General features: G+C 65.9%; 18 protein-coding genes and 2 tRNA genes. 13 read left to right on the top strand and 7 right to left on the bottom strand.

What is annotated here, in order from left to right; all coding sequences use genetic code 11:
* Positions 1-41 precede the first annotated feature (41 nt).
* Entirely contained in the window at positions 42-698 is a 657-nt protein-coding gene (locus tag AWC17_RS23810; RefSeq protein WP_082122920.1) for an SACE_7040 family transcriptional regulator, read from the top strand.
* Between the two features lie 69 nt (positions 699-767).
* Positions 768-1,550: an MmpS family transport accessory protein gene (locus tag AWC17_RS23805; RefSeq protein ID WP_167385631.1), complete on the top strand. Its 783-nt coding sequence runs from the start codon at positions 768-770 to the stop codon at positions 1,548-1,550.
* Positions 1,551-1,555: 5 nt separating this feature from the next.
* Here AWC17_RS23805 and AWC17_RS23800 read toward each other — a convergent pair whose 3' ends face one another.
* Positions 1,556-2,896, bottom strand: a complete 1,341-nt coding sequence (locus AWC17_RS23800; protein WP_046182662.1) for an MFS transporter — start codon at positions 2,894-2,896, stop codon at positions 1,556-1,558.
* Positions 2,897-3,026: 130 nt separating this feature from the next.
* Between AWC17_RS23800 and cmrA the strand changes: the two genes are divergently transcribed.
* Positions 3,027-3,833, top strand: a complete 807-nt coding sequence (gene cmrA, locus AWC17_RS23795; RefSeq protein WP_046182663.1) for a mycolate reductase — start codon at positions 3,027-3,029, stop codon at positions 3,831-3,833.
* A 3-nt stretch (positions 3,834-3,836) separates the two neighbouring features.
* On the opposite strand, the gene AWC17_RS23790 is transcribed toward cmrA, so the two are convergent.
* On the bottom strand, positions 3,837-5,411 hold the full coding sequence (locus tag AWC17_RS23790; protein ID WP_046182664.1) for a helicase HerA-like domain-containing protein: 1,575 nt from the start codon (positions 5,409-5,411) through the stop codon (positions 3,837-3,839).
* 120 nt (positions 5,412-5,531) lie between these two features.
* On the opposite strand from AWC17_RS23790, the gene orn reads away from it, so the two are divergent.
* The 3 genes from orn (at position 5,532) to AWC17_RS34295 (ending at position 6,816) form a co-directional block, all read left to right on the top strand.
* Positions 5,532-6,179, top strand: a complete 648-nt coding sequence (orn, locus tag AWC17_RS23785; protein ID WP_046182665.1) for an oligoribonuclease — start codon at positions 5,532-5,534, stop codon at positions 6,177-6,179.
* 53 nt (positions 6,180-6,232) lie between these two features.
* Positions 6,233-6,308, top strand: a tRNA-His gene (locus AWC17_RS23780).
* 289 nt (positions 6,309-6,597) lie between these two features.
* Positions 6,598-6,816, top strand: a complete 219-nt coding sequence (locus AWC17_RS34295) for an Rv1352/Rv1906c domain-containing protein (protein ID WP_482805291.1) — start codon at positions 6,598-6,600, stop codon at positions 6,814-6,816.
* 7 nt (positions 6,817-6,823) lie between these two features.
* On the opposite strand, the gene AWC17_RS23770 is transcribed toward AWC17_RS34295, so the two are convergent.
* Positions 6,824-8,035, bottom strand: a complete 1,212-nt coding sequence (locus AWC17_RS23770; RefSeq protein ID WP_046182666.1) for a L,D-transpeptidase — start codon at positions 8,033-8,035, stop codon at positions 6,824-6,826.
* A 303-nt stretch (positions 8,036-8,338) separates the two neighbouring features.
* On the opposite strand from AWC17_RS23770, the gene AWC17_RS23765 reads away from it, so the two are divergent.
* Positions 8,339-8,414, top strand: a tRNA-Lys gene (locus AWC17_RS23765).
* Positions 8,415-8,606: 192 nt separating this feature from the next.
* Here AWC17_RS23765 and AWC17_RS23760 read toward each other — a convergent pair.
* The gene (locus AWC17_RS23760; protein ID WP_231588384.1) at positions 8,607-9,401 is read right to left on the bottom strand and encodes a bestrophin-like domain; all 795 of its coding nucleotides are present in this window, start codon (positions 9,399-9,401) and stop codon (positions 8,607-8,609) included.
* 327 nt (positions 9,402-9,728) lie between these two features.
* Here AWC17_RS23760 and AWC17_RS32830 point away from each other — a divergent pair, with 327 nt between their 5' ends.
* The 4 genes from AWC17_RS32830 to AWC17_RS23745 all read left to right on the top strand — a co-directional run bounded on the left by AWC17_RS32830 (position 9,729) and on the right by AWC17_RS23745 (position 14,112).
* Entirely contained in the window at positions 9,729-9,887 is a 159-nt protein-coding gene (locus tag AWC17_RS32830; RefSeq protein WP_156174114.1) for a hypothetical protein, read from the top strand.
* Positions 9,884-11,248, top strand: a complete 1,365-nt coding sequence (locus AWC17_RS23755; protein WP_085165160.1) for an FAD-binding oxidoreductase — start codon at positions 9,884-9,886, stop codon at positions 11,246-11,248. The genes AWC17_RS32830 and AWC17_RS23755 overlap by 4 nt, the downstream gene beginning before the upstream one ends.
* 307 nt (positions 11,249-11,555) lie before the next feature.
* The gene (locus AWC17_RS23750; protein ID WP_231588385.1) at positions 11,556-12,158 is read left to right on the top strand and encodes a hypothetical protein; all 603 of its coding nucleotides are present in this window, start codon (positions 11,556-11,558) and stop codon (positions 12,156-12,158) included.
* Between the two features lie 211 nt (positions 12,159-12,369).
* Complete coding sequence (locus tag AWC17_RS23745) at positions 12,370-14,112, top strand: DUF3556 domain-containing protein (protein ID WP_046182670.1); 1,743 nt, start codon at positions 12,370-12,372, stop codon at positions 14,110-14,112.
* A 4-nt stretch (positions 14,113-14,116) separates the two neighbouring features.
* Here AWC17_RS23745 and AWC17_RS23740 read toward each other — a convergent pair whose 3' ends face one another.
* Positions 14,117-14,344, bottom strand: a complete 228-nt coding sequence (locus tag AWC17_RS23740; RefSeq protein ID WP_046182679.1) for a DUF3618 domain-containing protein — start codon at positions 14,342-14,344, stop codon at positions 14,117-14,119.
* 98 nt (positions 14,345-14,442) lie between these two features.
* On the opposite strand from AWC17_RS23740, the gene bcp reads away from it, so the two are divergent.
* The gene (bcp, locus tag AWC17_RS23735; protein WP_046182671.1) at positions 14,443-14,916 is read left to right on the top strand and encodes a thioredoxin-dependent thiol peroxidase; all 474 of its coding nucleotides are present in this window, start codon (positions 14,443-14,445) and stop codon (positions 14,914-14,916) included.
* Here bcp and AWC17_RS23730 read toward each other — a convergent pair whose 3' ends face one another.
* Positions 14,917-16,293: a cytochrome P450 gene (locus tag AWC17_RS23730; protein WP_046182672.1), complete on the bottom strand. Its 1,377-nt coding sequence runs from the start codon at positions 16,291-16,293 to the stop codon at positions 14,917-14,919. It lies immediately after the preceding gene.
* 184 nt (positions 16,294-16,477) lie between these two features.
* Here AWC17_RS23730 and AWC17_RS32190 point away from each other — a divergent pair, with 184 nt between their 5' ends.
* Positions 16,478-16,771 carry a hypothetical protein gene (locus AWC17_RS32190; protein WP_141224743.1) on the top strand — a complete coding sequence of 98 codons (294 nt, stop codon included), beginning with the start codon at positions 16,478-16,480 and terminating at the stop codon, positions 16,769-16,771.
* 21 nt (positions 16,772-16,792) lie between these two features.
* On the opposite strand, the gene AWC17_RS23725 is transcribed toward AWC17_RS32190, so the two are convergent.
* A complete protein-coding gene (locus AWC17_RS23725) occupies positions 16,793-18,118 on the bottom strand; it encodes a dipeptidase (RefSeq protein ID WP_046182673.1) in 1,326 nt (441 codons plus the stop codon).
* Positions 18,119-18,128: the final 10 nt, after the last annotated feature.

Genomic DNA, 18,128 nt, shown 5'->3' with positions numbered 1-18,128 from the left:
GCTAAGTTAGTGGCGATTAACCAACTGGACGGGGGTTCGTCATGACAGCGTCCACCTCCGACGGACAGCCCGGCCCCCTCGATGCCCCAAATCGTCGCAGCCAGTTGAAATCCGACCGACGCCTTCAGTTGCTGTCGGCCGCCGAGCGCCTGTTCGCCGAGCGCGGCTTCCTCGCCGTGCGGCTAGAAGACATCGGCGCCGCCGCCGGTGTCAGCGGTCCGGCGATCTACCGGCACTTCCCCAACAAGGAGTCGCTGCTAGTCGAGTTGCTGGTGGGGATCAGCGCGCGGCTGCTCGCCGGCGCCCGCGACGTGCGGATTCGCAACTCCGACGCGGCCGCGGCGCTGGACGGCCTGATCGACTTTCATCTGGACTTCGCGCTGGGGGAACCGGACCTGATCCGCATCCAGGACCGCGACCTCGCGCACCTGCCCGAGGCGGCCGAGAAGCAAGTACGCAAGGCGCAACGCCAATACGTTGAAGTGTGGGTCGGGGTGCTGCGCGAGCTGAACCCCGACCTGGCCGAGGCCGATGCCCGGCTAACCGCGCACGCGGTGTTCGGCCTGCTCAATTCGACGCCGCACAGCATGAAGTCCGCCGACACCTCGCGCAGCAAGTCCGCCCGCGCGGCGCGGTCCCGCACCGTCATGCGGGCGATGACGGTCGCCGCGCTCGCCGCCGGGAACCAGTGCCCCTGAGTTGCCGCTGGTGAGGTGATCCGCCGTTCGGGCGCCTGGCGCAGGTACTCTGCAAACCATGAGGTGGACATGAACGATTCACGTCCCACCGAGCGGTTCAGTCCCTCTTTGCCGGGATCGGCGCCGCAGGGCCCGTGGTACCCGCCGGCCGACCCGGCATACGCAGATCAGGCGCCCTACGCGCCCTACTCACCCGCCTATGGCGGGCAAGCTCCGCCGTGGGCACCCAACATGAACGAAACCAACACGACCAGAGAGCTACCGGCGTACTGGCAGCACGAACTTCCTCCGTCGGGCCAACTGCATCCCCAGGCTCCCCCGCCGCCGGGCGGCCCCAAACCTCCACCGCGATGGCTGTGGATCGTCGCCGGCGCGGCCGTGCTGCTGGTGGTCGCCTTGGTCATCGCTCTGGTGCTGGTGAACGACGCGATCAAGACTCAGACCGCCGTCCCGCCGCTGCCCGCCATGCCGGAGACGACAGCGACGATGCCGAGCCCGTCGACACGCACGTCACCGCCGCGCATCCCGGCTCCGGTGCCGCCGACCGGCGGCTCGCCGACGCCCACTGAGTCGACCGGCCCGGCCGCGATGCAAGACATCGTCTACAGCGTGGCCGGCGAAGGCCGCGCGATCAGCATCATGTACATCGACACCGGAGACCTGATCCAAACCGAATTCAACGTCGCGCTGCCCTGGAGCAAAGAGGTCAGCCTGTCCAAGACGGCCGTCCACCCGGCCAACGTCACGATCGTCAACATCGGTCACAACGTCACCTGCTCGGTCACCGTCAACGGCGTCCAGATGAGCAAGCGCGTCGGCGTGGGTCTGACGATCTGCGACGCCAGGGGGTAAGCGCGCTACGACGATTCGGCTGCGAGGGCGCCGCGCGCCGGAACCCGGACCGCCAGCATGGCCAGCAGCCCGGCGGTCAGCACCAGCGTGATGCCGGCGAGACCGGCGCGCACGGCGCCGAATACGTCCACGAATACGGAGAACAGCCACGGCGCGACGAACGCCACCGCGCGCCCGGTCATCGTGTACAAGCCGAAGGCGACGCCTTCCCTGCCGCGCTTCGCCATGTGCAGTAGCAGGGCGCGCGAGGACGATTGCGATGGCCCGATGAACATGCACAGCAGTAGTCCGCATATCCAGAAGGCCACCGAACCGGACAGCAGCATCAGCGTGAGCCCCAGGACGACGATGGCGGCCAGCGACCCCACGATGACGGGTTTCGCCCCGATCCGGTGATCGACGAACCCACCCAGCACCGCGCCCACCGCGGCCACCACGCTTGCCACCACACCGAAGATGAGGACGTCGCCCTGCGAGATGCCGTACACGTTGACGCCCAGCACGGCGCCGAAGGCGAAGATCGCCGCCAACCCGTCCCGGAAAAGCGCACTGGCGAACAGGAAGTAGACCAGATTGCGGTCGCGCCGCCATTCGGCGGAGACCTCCGTCCACAGCTTGCGATAACCGCCGAGCATGCTCGTCGGCTCGTGCACCTCGGTCGAGTCGGGAAGCCGGTGTGCGACGAACAGCAGTGGCAGCGCAAAGATCGCCAGCCATGCCGCCGCGACCAGCATCGCCTCCCGGACGTAGAGCCCATCGTGAAGAGATACCCGCAACAGCCCACGCGTCGCATCCGGCCCGGAGCCCTTCCCCGAGATGAATCCGGTGTAGACCACGAGCAGGAGCAGGACGCTGCCGACGTAGCCGGCCGCCCAGCCCAACCCGGAAATCCGGCCGGCGGTCTGCGGCGTCGAAAGTTGGCGCAGCATAGCGTTATACGGGACGCTGGCCAGGTCGCTGCAGGCCGCTGTTGCTCCCATCAGCACCAGCCCGGCCCACAGGTAGCCGGGACGGTCGTGGATGAAGAACATCGCGCATGTCAGCGCAACGGCCAGACCGGTCAACACGCTCAGGGCCACGCGCCTGCGATGCGGGGAACCGACCCAGACGCCGACGGCCGGGGCCAGTAGGGCGACGGTCAACCCGGCGATGGCCGCGGCGCGCCCCAACCAACTCGCCGGCGTGGTGCCGCCGGAGATTCCCACCCCCACGCTGCTGGTCAGGTAGACGGCGAAGACGAAGGTCGCCACGATCGCGTTCAGGCCGGTGGAGCCGCAGTCCCACAGCGCCCATGCCACCACCCGGGATGGCACCGGCGTGAGTGAACGCGACGACGGCTGGCCCATGCCCGGCACTCTATGTGCTTCGCAGCCGACCCGCCGCGCCCGGCTTCGCCGCGCTCGCGATCGCTGCAATGTGCTTCGCAGCCGACCCGTCCCGCCCGGCTTCGCGGCGAGGGCTGTCTACGATTGGCTCATGCCGATCCCCGCTCCCAGCCCGGACGCGCGCGCCGTCGTAACCGGGGCTTCGCAAAACATCGGTGAAGCTCTGGCCACCGAACTGGCCGCACGCGGACACAGCCTGATCGTCACCGCACGACGGGAAGACCTACTCAACGAGCTGGCCGCCCGCCTGAGCGACAAGTACCGTGTGGCGGTCGATGTGCGGCCCGCCGACCTGGCCGATCCCGCGGAACGGGCGAAACTCTGCGACGAACTGTCCGCCCGGCCCATCTCGATCTTGTGCGCCAATGCGGGAACCGCGACGTTCGGTCCGGTAGCGACGCTGGACCCGGCGGCCGAAAAAGCTCAGCTGCAGCTGAACGTGCTGGGCGTGCATGACCTTACGTTGGCAGTGCTACCCGGCATGGTCGAGCGCAAGGCCGGCGGCATCCTGATTTCCGGCTCGGCGGCGGGCAATTCGCCGATTCCGTACAACGCAACCTATGCGGCCACCAAGGCGTTCGCGAACACCTTCAGCGAATCGCTGCGCGGTGAGCTGCGCAACTCGGGTGTGCACGTCACGCTGTTGGCGCCGGGACCGGTGCGCACCGACCTCCCCGATGACGCCGAACGGTCGCTGGTGGAACGGCTGGTGCCGGACTTCCTGTGGATTTCGACCGAGCACACCGCCCAGATCTCCCTGGATGCCTTGGAGCGCAACAAGATGCGCGTCGTCCCGGGGTTGACGTCCAAGGCGATGTCGGTGGCCAGTGGCTACGCCCCGCGCGCCATCGTCGCGCCGATCGTGGGCAGCTTCTACAAAAAGCTCGGCGGCGGGTAGCCCTTACTTCCGGCGGCGACGGCCGGTACCGAAGAGGTTCTTCGTGATTTCGCGTATCGCCGTGTTGATGCCGCTTTTCACGGTCGGGTTACTCAGCACTTCCTCCCACATGGCGGAGCCTTTTGGCTCCGCCGGCGCCGGCATCGGCGGAGGCGGGTCATTCGCAGGGACTGGCGGGTAGTCGGACTGGGCGTGCGGCGGCTGCGGCCCGGGCTGAGGTTGCCCGTCACGCGGGACGGCCTGAGGCTGCGCCGGTTGTTGAACCGTTTGGCCGTATTTCGCCTGCAGCGGGCTGGCTTTCGCCGCTTTCGAGATCGCGTCTGTGCCGATCGAGGCCATCAACGAGCGTGGCACCCGCATGCGCGTCCACGCGACGGGTGTGGGTGCGCCCTTCTCCGACAGCACGGTGACGACGGCCTCACCGATTCCCAGCGACGTCAACGCCGACTCCAGGTCGTACACATCGGTTTTCGGGTAGGTGCGGACGGTCTTGCTCAGCGCCTGCTGATCGTCCGGGGTGAATGCCCGCAGCGCGTGCTGGATCCGCGCGCCCAGCTGGGAGAGCACGTCGTTGGGCACGTCGGTGGGTAGCTGGGTGCAGAAGAACACCCCGACGCCCTTGGAGCGGATCAACTTGACGGTCTGCTCGACCTGTTCGAGGAAGGCCTTGGAAGCGTCGGCGAACAACAGGTGCGCCTCGTCGAAGAAGAAGACCAGCTTGGGCTTGTCGATGTCACCGACCTCTGGCAGCGCCGTGAACAGATCGGCCAGCAGCCACATCAGGAAGGTGGAGAAGATGACGGGACGCAACGACTGACCGCTGAACTCCAGCAACGAAATGACGCCGTGGTCCTGGCCGTCGATGCGCAGCAGATCGTTCGGGTCAAGCTTCGGCTCGCCGAAGAACGTATCCCCGCCCTCACCCCCCAGGTTCACCAGCGCCCGCAGGATCACGCCCGCCGTCGTCGACGACACCCCGCCCAGGTCTTTCAGGTCGGCCTTACCCTCCTCGCTGGTCAGGTGGCTGATGACGCCGCGCAGATCGTCCAGCGTTACCAGCGGACGATTGTTCTCCTTGGCCCAGTGGAAGATCAGTCCCAGCGTCGACTCTTGAGTGGCGTTGAGGCCCAACACTTTCGACAGCAGAACCGGTCCGAAGCTGGCAATGGTCGCGCGCACCGGCACGCCCACTCCCCCGGTGCCCAACGACAAGAACTCGACCGGGAATCCGGTTGCCACCCAGTCGTCGCCCGTGTCTTTGGCACGCGCGGCGGTCTTGTCGTTGGCCTCCCCGGGCCGGGCCAGACCCGACAGGTCGCCCTTGACGTCGGCCATCATCACCGGAACGCCCGCCGCGCTGAGTTGCTCGGCGATCAGCTGCAGCGTCTTGGTCTTGCCGGTTCCGGTGGCACCTGCCACCAGACCGTGCCGGTTGATCGTGGCTAGCGGGATGCGAATCTGTGCCGTGGCGTCGGCCGCCCCGTCGACGACGACCGTGCCCAATTCGAGTGCCTGTCCGGCGACGGCGTAGCCGTTGGCGATCCGGCGTGCGGGTGTCTCCGCTGAGTCGGTGCTCATTCGTGCTGCGCCCCCCGTCCTCCAGTGGTTCGGCATGCGGCCCGGCAACGCTCACACTACTTCTCCGGCGGAGTCGGGGGCGACGCCCGCCACGCGCCACATGCGCCTAGTCTGAGCGCTGTGCGAGACGAGTTGGTGTGGATCGACTGCGAGATGACCGGGCTGGATGTCGGCTCGGACAAGTTGATCGAGATCGCGGCCCTGGTCACCGATGCCGATTTGAACATTCTGGGCGACGGCGTCGACGTAGTGATCCACGCCGACGACGCGGCGCTGTCGTCGATGATTGACGTGGTCACCGAAATGCACTCACGTTCAGGGTTGATCGACGAAGTGAGGGCGTCCACCGTCGACCTGGCGACCGCCGAGGCGATGGTGCTCGATTACGTCGGCAAGCACGTCAAGCAACCCAAGACGGCGCCGCTGGCGGGCAATTCGATCGCCACCGATCGTGCGTTCATTGTCCGCGACATGCCCGCACTCGACTCGTTCCTGCATTACCGGATGATCGATGTGAGCTCGATCAAGGAGCTCTGCCGGCGCTGGTATCCGCGGATTTATTTCGGCCAGCCGGTCAAGGGACTCGCTCACCGGGCGTTGGCGGACATTCACGAATCCATCCGCGAGCTGCAGTTTTACCGCCGGACCGCGTTCGTCTCCCCGCCGGGGCCGTCTACCAGCGAGATCGAGGCCGTGGTCGCTGATCTGGACGGCGGAAATGGCACGCCGCGATCAAACGATTCGGCGCCCGAGCCACCGAGCGGTTAGTATCGACGTCGCCGCTCGTTGGCCCACATTCCGGGGGCCGGCTCGCGGCCATGGTGGGTGTAGTTCAGTTGGTAGAGCGTCAGGTTGTGATCCTGAATGTCGCGGGTTCGAGTCCCGTCACTCACCCCAATCGGCTGGAAGGCATTGCTGCTTCCTGACCGCTTGGGTCGTAATCGACCCACGCAACGCGATTGCACCCGTAAACGGAGGGGACAGCGGGCCGTGCCGCCGAACCATCGCCGGATACGCCACCCGCTTGCCCTGCGAGCAGCCGTCGCGGGCTGTGCCGTCCTTCTCGCGGGCTGCGGCGGGTCGAGCCACACGGCGACCACCGTCACCTCGACCGTGCCGGCAGTGACCAAAACGGTGACCGTGACCTTCACGCCACCACCACCGCCGCCCGGGCCGAAAAACGACCATCCAGTCGAACGGCACGTTCATCGTCGGCACCGACATCGCACCGGGCACCTACCGCAGCGCCGGCAAATACGGGTGCTACTGGGCAAGGCTGCGGAGCCTGGACACCGGCGACGTCATCGACAACAACGTCAACGACGGTCCCCAGGCGGTGCAGATCCTGCCGACCGATCGCGCATTCCTGACCAGAAATTGCGCGGAATGGCAGAAGGTCGGCTGACCGCGCGTCAGGTGTTGGCGTTGCCCGCTTTCCACTGCACCCAGGGGACGTTCCAGTCGCCCAGGCCTTCGGTGCCCGGCAGCGTCGGCCCCACCGTGTTGATGACCTCGACGACGTCGCCGGTCTTGCTGTGGTCGTAGAACCACTCGGCGTTGCTGGGGCTCACGTTCAGGCACCCGTGGCTGGTGTTGGTGTGCCCCTGGGCACCGACCGACCAGGGCGCGGAGTGCACGAAGACGCCGCTGTAGGACATCTGGGTGGCCCAGTCCACTTCGGTGCGGTACCCGTTGGGCGAGTTGACCGGCACGCCGTAGGTGGATGAGTCCATGATGATGTGCTTGAACCGGCCTCCGATGATGTAGAAGCCGTTGTCAGTCGGCGTGCTGTCCTTGCCCATCGACGTCGGCATCGTCCTGACCACTTCGCCGTTGACGCGCACGGTCACCGTCTTGGTGGTGTCGTCGGCGGTCGAAATGACCTCGTCGCCAATGGTGAAGTGCGTCTTGACGTTGTCCTCGCCGAACATTCCGTCACCCAGGTCGACGCCGTAGGTGTTGACCGCCACATCGATGGCCGTTCCCGATTTCCAGAAATGCTCTGGGCGCCAACGGACTTCGCGATTGTTGAGCCAGTAGAACGCACCTTCGACGGGCGGGTTGGTGGTGATCTTGATGGCCTTCTGTGCCGCGGTGCGGTCCGCGATGTTCTCGTCGAACCGGATCGCCACCGGCTCGCCGATGCCCACGACCTCGCCGTCGCCCGGAGCGACGTAAGGCATCGTCAGGTGCGCGGGCGAACTGGTCTGGAAGGTCATCTGCCGGTTCGCCGCGCCACCCATGCCCAGCGCTTTGGCGCTCAAGGTGTAGCGCCGGTTGTAGCCGAGCTGCTCGGTGGTCGACCAGCGCAATCCGTCCGGGCTGAGTTGGCCGCCGATGGACTTGCCGTTCTCGTTGACCATGGTGACCGACGCGAGAACGCCGTCGGCGACGCTCACCGTCACCGGCGAATCCACGGTGACGCCGACGGCGCCGTCGGTCACCGAGGCGGTGAGCTTCGGGACGAGCAGATCGGCAAATGGAGTGCCCTTGTCGAAGATGACCTTCGGCGGCGCCGCGGTCTGGTTGCCACCGCAGGCAACGCCGAACACAGCAACCGAAGCGATCGCGGCAGCCAGCCACGATCGTCGTCTGCGCAAAGGCGTCATCGAGTGACCTTCCATGGAATTCGACGTAGTTGGTCACCGCTGACCAGAAACAGTGCATGAATTGTAATGGGTTTTGTGGCGCTCGCACGCCGTCCTCGGCAAGTCCACGATTCGGTGTCGCGCACGCCGCCCCCAGGCCACCGCGCGGCGTCGGCGCAGTGCAACTACGCCGCCTGGCTGACCCAGTCGTGGGGTTCCGCTTCGACCCGATCACGGGTCGTGGCGGCCTCGACACGTGTCTATCCTGGAGGGGATCCGGGATTTCACTCCGCGGCAGGACGCCTGTTATTGTCGCGTACGCGGTCTCGGCCGTCGAAAGCGCCGTTAGCTCAGTTGGTAGAGCAGCTGACTCTTAATCAGCGGGTCCGGGGTTCGAAACCCTGACGGCGCACCAACCAAAACCGCCCGAGGTCAGGCATGGTTTTTCCTGGCCCATTGGTGTTCGCTGACATACCCTGCCGGAGACTGGTTCGGCGAAAATCCTCCACGTCCGGGGAGCGATCGGCCACAGCAACAGCCTGTGGCGGTAACTGCATCAGTACCGTCACCCAAGCGGTCGACCTTCGTCCCCGTAGCTGAATCGCGACTACGCCGGGGAGGCCGACAGGACCTGGACAACCGCGTTTAGCGGCTCTGGCGACGTCGCAGTGTCGCCGATATACGGGTGGGCGAGTTCCAAGACGAGGAACAGGTCGGTGGCCAGCAGCACGCCCACGGTCGCGACCAACGCGTAGTGAATGGTGGGTTTCTCGACGCTGTAAACGATGACGCAGACAAGGACCAGCGCGCTGAGAAGGAAGAAGACTATCCACATCGATCCGGGTAGGCCGTTTGCGGTGCGGGCCCGGATTATCCGGTCTGTACGTGCCTGACTGATCTTGTTAAGGGAATCAAAAGAGGTAGCGAGGTAAGTCTTTTGGGTATCGGTGCGCGGCTGAACTTGCTCGTATGCGGTGTGGAGGCGCTGCAGCGCTTGGCCGGCCGCAGGGTAGGTGTGACCCTTGGCGGCCAGCGGCCACTCTGTTACGGCCGCGCGTTCATAGTCCAGCAGCGCCTGATGGATTCGGTCGCTGTCGGCCTTGTCGAAGACGTTGAGGTCGTTGGCCATCTGTACCCCGGTCGTGCCCTCGGCCCGCATCGCGTCGTCCGCAGTATTGGTCTGACCCCACATCGCGCTGACGATGAAACCTGTGAAGAACGCGTACACGAATCCGACCAACAAGAAGGCGAACTGTGTCACCTCGCTGCGCTCGTCCCCCCTGAGTCCCGGGAACCGATGCCGGACAATTCTCAGCGCGAGCACGGCTCCGCCTGCGATGACGACGTTGAGTCCGAGTAATAGCAGCCAGGACGGAACGTTGCTCACGATCCAACCACTCACAAGCCACACTCCTCGAAAGCATCGCGCCGGAAACCCGTGCGAGGGATGCAGAATCAGGCCGGGCGTGGACACGCGCCCGGCGTTTCGACTCTAGGCGCATGTCCCCGGCGCGACGCCCACTTCGGCCACATTGTCAACGGGTTCCGGACTCGGTTCGCGGACGACACACGCCTATTGGCAATCGGTTGCGCATCGAACGAAAGAGTGCTTCACGATAAAAGGTTCGGGAAAAAGAAAGTTTGCTGAAAACAATCCGTCTCGGCGTCTAGGGTCCGTAGTGCCCCTCAATGGAAGGTGGGGCGGCGAAACGCGACGAAAGCTTTGACGGTGCGCGGAGAGGCGCGTGTTCCCGACCTGATCGTCGCCGGCTTGATCGTCGCGGGCGGAATGTACTTCCAAGTAATGCTGATCTTCAGCCGCGGCGTGCTGGGGACCGAGCCCGGAGACGCCGATCTCTGCGCAGCGAGCTCAGGAGTGACCGAATGACCAGCAAGCTGACGGGAGAGGTGGTGCGTGCGGGCGATCCCGGCTACGAGGCGGCGCGGGTCGGCTGGAATCGCCTGTATTCGCGCTATCCCCACGCAATCGTGTTCTGCGGCAACACGCAGGACGTGGTCAACGCGGTCGAGTGGGCGCGCGAGGAGGGCATCGCCATGCGTGCCCGCAGCGGACGCCACAGCCTTGATGGCTGGTCCTCGATCGACGGCGGCCTGGTTGTCGACGTCAGTCGGATGAAGAGCGTCACGATCGACGAGGCGGCGCGCACGGCGACGGTCGGGACCGGGCTTACGCAGAAGGAGACCGTCCCGGCGCTCGGGCAGCGCGGCTTTGTCATTCCGAGCGGCTCGGAGGGGAGCGTCGGGCTCGGCGGAGTGGTTCTCGGCGGTGGCTTCGGATTACTAACCCGCAGTTTGGGATTGGCGTCCGACAACCTGCTCGCGGCCGAGGTCGTGGTGGCCGACGGCTCGCGCTCGGCGAAAGTTGTCGAGGCCACCGAGCACAGCAACTCCGACCTGCTGTGGGCGTGTCGCGGCGGAGGAGGCGGCAACTTCGGGATCGCCACGTCCTACACGCTGCAGCTGCAGCTGCAGCTGCAGCTGCAGCTGCAGCTGCAGCTGCACGAGCTCTCCCACGTCGAGTTCGCGATTGTCAAGTGGACCGGCCACGATGATCTGGGCCCGATACTTCGCACGTGGCAGCGTGACGCGCCGGTCGCCGACGAGCGCCTGACCAGTGCGCTCGAGGCGAATTCCACCGGGGTCGAGCTCACGGCCCTGCTGCACGGCGGCTCACGCGACGAGTTGGACGCCGAGCTGCGTTCGCTGCTGGCGATCGGCAAGCCCGAGGTGACCCACATGAACGAGGCCTGGCCGACCATCTACGAAAATATCAATAGGGCGCGGGATCTCCCGTTTTCGAAGTTCTACTCTCAGTTCGTCACTCGCCCATTCCCTGACGAAGCGATTGATCTGGTCGTTCGCTTCATGGCGAACACACCCAGCGCGGCGAGTAACTTCTTCTGCTCAAGCTTCGGCGGGGCGGTGCGCCAGGCTCCGCCCGGTGGGGCGGCGTTCCCACACCGTGACGCGCTGTTCTACTGCGAGCCGGGCGCGGCCTGGGACGACCCCGCGCTGAACTCGAAGGCTCTGGGCTGGGCAGCCGCCTTCTGGCGCGCACTGCGCCCCTTTGGCGACGGGGCCTACGTCAACGTGCCCAATGCACCCTCATCCGACTGGGAACGTGAGTATTACGGCTCCAACCGTGAACGGCTGCGCAAGGTTAAGGCCAAATACGACCCGGCCAACGTCTTTTGCTTCGAGCAAAGCGTGCCTCCCGCCGCCGGCTGATCTGGTTGTAGCGTCGGAGGGGTTTGCCGCCCCCGCCGCAGGCACCTCAGGCGGCGTGGCCTGGCCAATTCCGACGGGTGAAATCAACCCACGAAACAACCCTGAATGTATGGACGAGACGACAAACCCTCGTGGACGACGGCCCAGTCGGGCAGACTGAGCTACGTGGAAACGAGCACGTCGGAGTGCACACTGGGAGAAGCGCGTCAGCGCAAGCGCCGCGAAGACTGGCAGTAGTGCCATGAGTTGGGAAACCTTGCTCACGACCACTCTTGTGCCGGTCGCGTCCGTTTTGTCAACTGCGACGGTGGCGATCTGGACCAAGCGTATCGACGCCAGAACCAAGCGAGAGGACCGAGACCACGCACTAGTCCTCGACTACGAGAAGCGGGCTGGGGACGACAAGAAGGCTGTGCTGAAGCGCCTCATCTCGGCAACCCTTTACCTCAAGCGCGGGGCAGAACCCCTCGCGGGCACCGAAGTCACCGAAGAGAGCATCAGCCGAAGGCGGGCGGCGGCCACCACAGAGTTGTACGAATTCCGCTCACGGCTGGGTCTCGACGACGGAGTCGCCGAGCTGATGATCTATGCCGCAGAGCCGGTTCGCGACCTCACCGAATTGATCCTCGACGAATGGGACCGCCAATTCCGCGAGCACGGCTACTCGCTGACGCAGCTGGATGCGTGCAAGGAGCAACTCCAGACAGCCGTCGACGTCCCACAAAATAGCGAGGAGGCGATGATCGAACGGAAGCGAAAGTGGAATGCGCTGAAGGACGAAGAAGCGTCGTTTCTCAAGCAACTCGGCGATGAGTCGGACCTCGACGTCGATGCGCTGGTGGTGCTGTGCAACCGGTTGTTGAAAGCCGCCCACACGGATCTCCGCGGTGGCTACGGCATAGAGACGTGACGTGCGGCGCCCGGGGTTCGAAACCCTGACGGCGCACCATTGCCAAGCTCCGGAGCGCCCATCGGCCGCCCCAGTCCGGCCCAGCGCGCCTGAGATGTGCGTCCACCCCTTTTTCGACGTGATTTGCCTGCCGCACGAATGATGCTGCCGGTAGCTTCTCCTTCACAGCGAGTGCCCAGGACTGCCGTCGAGCTGCGCCGAAGGAGCCGAAATGGGGTTCATCCAGCCGAATCTGCCCGTCGTCGACGTGGCCGAATGGAGCAAGCGGAGCCGCGCCGAGCGGATCGTGCCGATGGTGCGCCACATCGCCGAGAACGGGTTCGGTACCCCGCTGGTGATGCATGTGATGTACGGCGTGAAGATCGCGCTGTACATCCTGGGCGGCTGGGTGTTCGGGTGGTGCACGACGGGCATCGGCAGCTTCACCGGCGTCGGCTCGTGGTGGTCGGAACCGATCGTGTTCGAGAAGGCCGTGCTGTACACGATGCTGTTCGAAGTCATCGGCCTGGGTTGCTGCTTCGGGCCCCTGGCCGGCCGTTACTTCCCGCCGATGGGCTCGATCCTCTATTGGCTGCGGCCCGGCACCATTCGGCTGCCGCCGTGGCCCGATCGGGTGCCGCTGACCAAGGGCAGCGTCCGCAGCCCGATCGATGCGGCGCTCTACGGCGCGCTGCTGGTGTTGCTCGCCATCGCCCTGGTATCCGATGGCACCGGCCCAATTCCCGCCCTGGACACGAAGATTGGCGTGCTGGCGCCCTGGCATACCGTCGCGATCCTGGCGGTCCTGGCCGTCATCGGCCTGCGCGACAAGGTGATCTTTTTGGCCGCGCGCGGCGAGGTCTACGCGCCGCTGGCGCTGGTCTTTCTGTTCGCCGGGGCGGACTCCATCATCGGGGCCAAGGTCGTCTTCATGGTGATCTGGCTCGGGGCGGCCACCTCAAAACTCAACAGGCACTTCCCCTTCGTGATCTCGACGATGCTGGCGAACAACCCGTTCATCCCATCCGGGGCGCTCAAACGCTCGATGTTCAAGCGCTATCCGGACGACCTGCGGCCCAGCGCGCTGGCGGGTTTCATCGCGCACTTCTCCACCGCCGTAGAAGGCCTGGTGCCGCTGGCGCTGCTCTTCTCCCAAGGCGGCTGGCCGACCGCCATCGCCGCGTTCGTGATGATCGTCTTCCACTTGAACATCCTGCTGGCCTTCCCGATGGGGGTGCCGCTGGAGTGGAACGTGTTCATGATCTTCGGGGTGCTGTCGCTGTTCGTCGCGCACGCGCGCCTCGGGTTGTCCGATCTGGCGAACCCGTTGCCGGTGGCCATTCTGTTCGTCGTCATCGCCGGCATCGTCGTCGTCGGCAACCTCTACCCGCGCAAGGTGTCCTTCCTGCCGGGCATGCGCTATTACGCGGGCAACTGGGACACCACCGTGTGGTGCGTGAAGCCATCGGTCGACGACAAGTTCCGCACCGGGTCGCGCGCGCTCGGGCCGATGCAACACCTGCAGCTCGAGCGCCTCTACGGCTCCAAAGAGGACACCCTGGTCCCGCTTCACCTCGCTATGGCGTTCCGCGGGATGAACACCCACGGCCGCGCGCTGTTCACCCTGGTGCACCGCGCGCTGGCCGGCTATGACGAGGACGACTACAACCTGTGCGAGGGCGAGGTCCTGTGCGCGATGGTGCTCGGGTGGAACTTCGGCGACGGGCACATGCACAACGAATGCCTCATCCAGGCGCTGCAGCAGCGCTGCGATTTCGCACCCGGCGACGTGCGGGTGGTGATCCTGGACGCGCAGCCCATCCACATCCAGCGTCAGGAGTACCGGCTCGTCGACGCGGCAACCGGCGAATTCGAGCGCGGGTATGTCGACGTCGAGGACATGGTCACGGCGCAGCCCTGGGCCGACGACATTCCGGTGCACGTTCAGAGCGGCACCGGCGCCGGCATGACCTGACGCGTCAGCGGTTCCTCACCCGGTGCACCACCACCACGACGACGAGGACACCGACGCCGGCCAGAGACACCGTCACCGCGGGCTTCTTGACGAAGGCGATCACCTTCACCTTCAGGTCATCGGCGAGGCGGCGCGGGTTGGCCCGCACAGCGAGTGAGTCGACGGTGGCCGCCAGCTGGTCGCGGGCGACGTCGATGTCCCGCATGATGGCCTCGGGGTCCCGGTCCGCCACGTGTCTGTCCTCCCAATCGGCCTGATGCACCTGACGCACTACCCTAGATCAGCCGGCGATAACCCCAACGCTCCGGTGAACAGAAAGGGGCCCAGAAATTGGCCGAGACCACGCGGCTTGCGCCGGGCGACAAAGCGCCCTCCTTCAGCCTGCCCGACGCCGACGGCAACAAGGTGTCGCTGGCCGACTACAAGGGGCGTCGCGTCATCGTGTACTTCTACCCGGCGGCCTCGACGCCGGGCTGCACCAAGCAGGCCTGCGACTTCCGCGACAGCCTGCACGAACTCGGCGACGCCGGCCTCGACGTCATCGGCATCTCCCCCGACAAGCCGGAGAAGCTGGCCAAGTTCCGCGACGCCGAGAAGCTGACGTTCCCGCTGCTGTCGGATCCCGACCGCAAAGTGCTGACGGCCTATGGCGCTTACGGCGAGAAGCAGATGTACGGCAAGACGATCACCGGCGTCATTCGCTCGACGTTCGTGGTCGACGAAAAGGGCAAGATCGCCGTCGCGCTATACAACGTCAAGGCCACCGGCCACGTCGCCAAGCTGCGGCGCGACCTGTCCGTCTAGTCAGTCGCCGATGACGGCGGCCTCCTTGTACTCGGTGATTGGCCGCGCGATTCCCTGCTCGTCGCAGACCCGCTGCAGCTTCTCCAGCGTCTCGTCGATCCCCGGTCCGAGCCGCTTGCCAGGCGTGAAGGTGGCCGGAAGGTGCTGCATGCCCTGGATCACCCCGATGGTCCGATAATGCACGGTGCCCTCGGGATCGCAGCGGTAGTCGGGCATCCGGTCGAGCACCGCTGTGAGCATCGACTTGAATACGACGCGCGCGACATTGGAGCCGATGCAGCGGTGGATGCCGAGCCCAAAGCTGAAGTGCCGGTTGTTCTTACGGCTGAGGTCCAGTCGATTCGGGTCGGGAAACACCGCGGGGTCGCGGTTGGCCATCGCCCAGGACAGCCAGAGGCGCTCGCCCTCCTTGAACTTCGTGCCCGCGATTTCGAGGTCGGCGGCGATCGTGCGGCCGTCCCCTGGAGCGGGCGTGAAGTAACGCAGGAATTCCTCGGTCGCGGAGTCGAGCAGCGTGTCCGATTCCCGCTTCAGCAGTTCGCGCTGCTCGGGATTTTCGCCCAGCCATTCGAGTGCGTGCGCGGTCAGCGCCGTCGTCGTGTCGAAACCTCCGCCGATGATCAAGCCGAGCATTCCGACCAGTTCGAGGTCGGGGGCGGGTTCGCCGTCAATCCGTAGTTTGGCCATCGCGTCCACCAGGCCCGGGCGCGGGTTCTCACGGATCTCGAGGAGGTGGTTGAACAGGTCCATCCCCATCGCCACCGACTGCTCCATTACCGCTGGGAATTCGGGGGAATCGGCAGGGGTGTACACGCCGGCGTGGGCCGGCTCGCAATAGAGCTGCCATTTCTTGAGCGGAACGCCCATCATCGCCAGAGTCAGGACGGCGGGCACGACGTTCGCCAGATCGTCGACGAAGTCGATCCGGCCGCCTTCGATCTTTTCGTCGATGCTCGCCCGCACGATCTCGTCGACGAACGGCACCCAGCGCTTGACGGCGGCCGGCGACAGGTACGGATTCAGGACACTGCGGTAGGCGGTGTGCTCGGGTTCATCCATCTCGAGCATGCCGCCACGGATGCCGGTGCCCTGCGGTGTCGTGGGAATGGTGATGCCCTTGTAGGCAGGACGTTCGCCGGTGACGTCGTGGTCGTTGGACACGTGCGGGCATCGAGCGAGCTCGAAAACTTCTCGACTGCCCGCGGCCACCCAATGCCCGTCGTAGGTGTCGGTCCACGCCAACGGGCATCTGGCGTGCATCTCCTCGGTGATCGCGGTGAACCGCTCGCGGTACTCCGGGGTGTGGCGATCAAAGTGGTAACGGTTGGTCTTACCGGCCTTATCGGCACTGCCGGTCAGGGTGTCTTCCGTGGTCACCGCGGCGTCTCCTGCGACGAGTGGCTGCTTATAGAAGCAGTATGCGACGAGACGACCGATCTAGATGTGCATTCTGGGTCGCGGCACCCCTGCAGTTGGGATCGGTAGGCGCAAGCGGCCGCCAAACTTTCGCGAGTGGATCGCCGCGAGGTGCGGCGCAACTGACAACGAAAAGGGTCTTCCGATGAAAACACCTCGCAGTCTGGGTCGGATCATCGCGGGCGCGTTGGTTTCTGCCGGCGTAGCGGCGGCCAGCCTTGGCGTGGCCGCACCCGCACAGGCTGGGCCGTCGTATTGGCATTACTGCCCTGGCCAGAAGTGGGGATACACGGTTCCGATACCGCCAGGATTCGATCTGAGTGTGTGCCACTGGTTCGCCGTTACCGTTGAGAACGGCCCGTCGGGCCCGGTGTATCACTTTGCGGAGGCCGATCCGTCCCAAGTACCCCCGCCGGCGCCCGGCTTCCCCTGGCCCTAAGAGCCCTCGGCCTGCACGCAATCAGGCCAGGTTGGCCAGCAGCAGCGCCTCGGCGATCGCGGCGCGTTCCAGTACGCCGAGGTGCAGGCTCTCGTTGATGCTGTGGGCCTGAGTACTGGGGTCCTCGACGCCGGTGACCAGGATCTTGGCTTGCGGGAACGCGTCGGCGAACTCGGCGATGAACGGGATGGAGCCACCCATGCCCATGTCGATCGGCTCAGTACCCCACGCTTGGCGGAACGCCGCGCGAGCGGCGTCGTACACGGGTCCGCTGGCGTCGATGGCGTAGGGCTCACCAACATCGCCGCGCGTGACACTGACCTGTGCACCCCATGGCGCGTGCCGCTTTAAATGAGCGGTCAACGCAGCCAGGTGCGCCGAGGCGTCGCCGCCGGGCGCGACCCGCATGCTGATCTTGGCGCGGGCCCGCGGGATCAGTGTGTTCGACGCTTTCTCGATGGGCGTGGCGTCGATACCGATGACGGTGATCGCCGGTTTGGCCCACAGCCGCTGGGGCGCCGACCCCGAACCGATCTCGGACACCCCGTCCAGCAGCCCGGAGTCGGCACGCACCCGCTCGGGCGGGTAATCCACCGCGGCGGCCGTACTTTCGTGCATGCCGGCCACCGCCACGTTGCCGTGGTCGTCGTGCAGGCTCGCCAGCAGCCGCACCAGGACACTCAGCGCGTCGGGAACCACCCCGCCCCACAGGCCGGAGTGCAGCCCGTGGTCGAGGGTGGCGACCTCGACCACGCAGTCGACCAGGCCCCGCAGCGAAACCGTCAGCGCCGGAACGTCGGTGCTCCAGTTGTCCGAGTCGGCGATGACGATCACGTCGGCTTCAAGCGCATCGCGGTGGGCGGCCAGCAACCGGCCCAGTGACGGCGAGCCGGATTCCTCCTCGCCTTCGACAAAGACGGTCACGCCCACCGGCGGTTGGCCGCCGTGCGCCTTGAACGCCGCCAAATGCGTTGCGATCCCGGCCTTGTCGTCGGCGCTGCCCCGGCCGTAGAGCCGCCCGCCGCGTTCGGTGGGCTCGAACGGTGGCGACGCCCACTGGCTGGCATCGCCTTCGGGCTGCACGTCATGGTGGGCGTAGAGCAGTACGGTCGGCGCACCCGGGGGCGCGGGATGGCGTGCGATGACCGCCGGCGCACCGCCTTCGCTGACGATCTGCACGTCGCCAAAACCCGCCTGCGACAACAGATCCGCCACCGCCCGAGCGCTGCGGTGCACCTCGTCGCGGCGGCCGGGGTCGGCCCACACCGATTCGATGCGCACCAAGTCCTCGAGGTCGCGGCGTACCGACGGCAACACCTCGCGGACGCGCTCAACAAGATCACTCATGATCTCGAGG

It is taken from the genome of Mycobacterium nebraskense (assembly GCF_002102255.1).
Classification (GTDB): domain Bacteria; phylum Actinomycetota; class Actinomycetes; order Mycobacteriales; family Mycobacteriaceae; genus Mycobacterium; species Mycobacterium nebraskense.
This window is presented reverse-complemented; position numbering and strand designations above follow the sequence as displayed.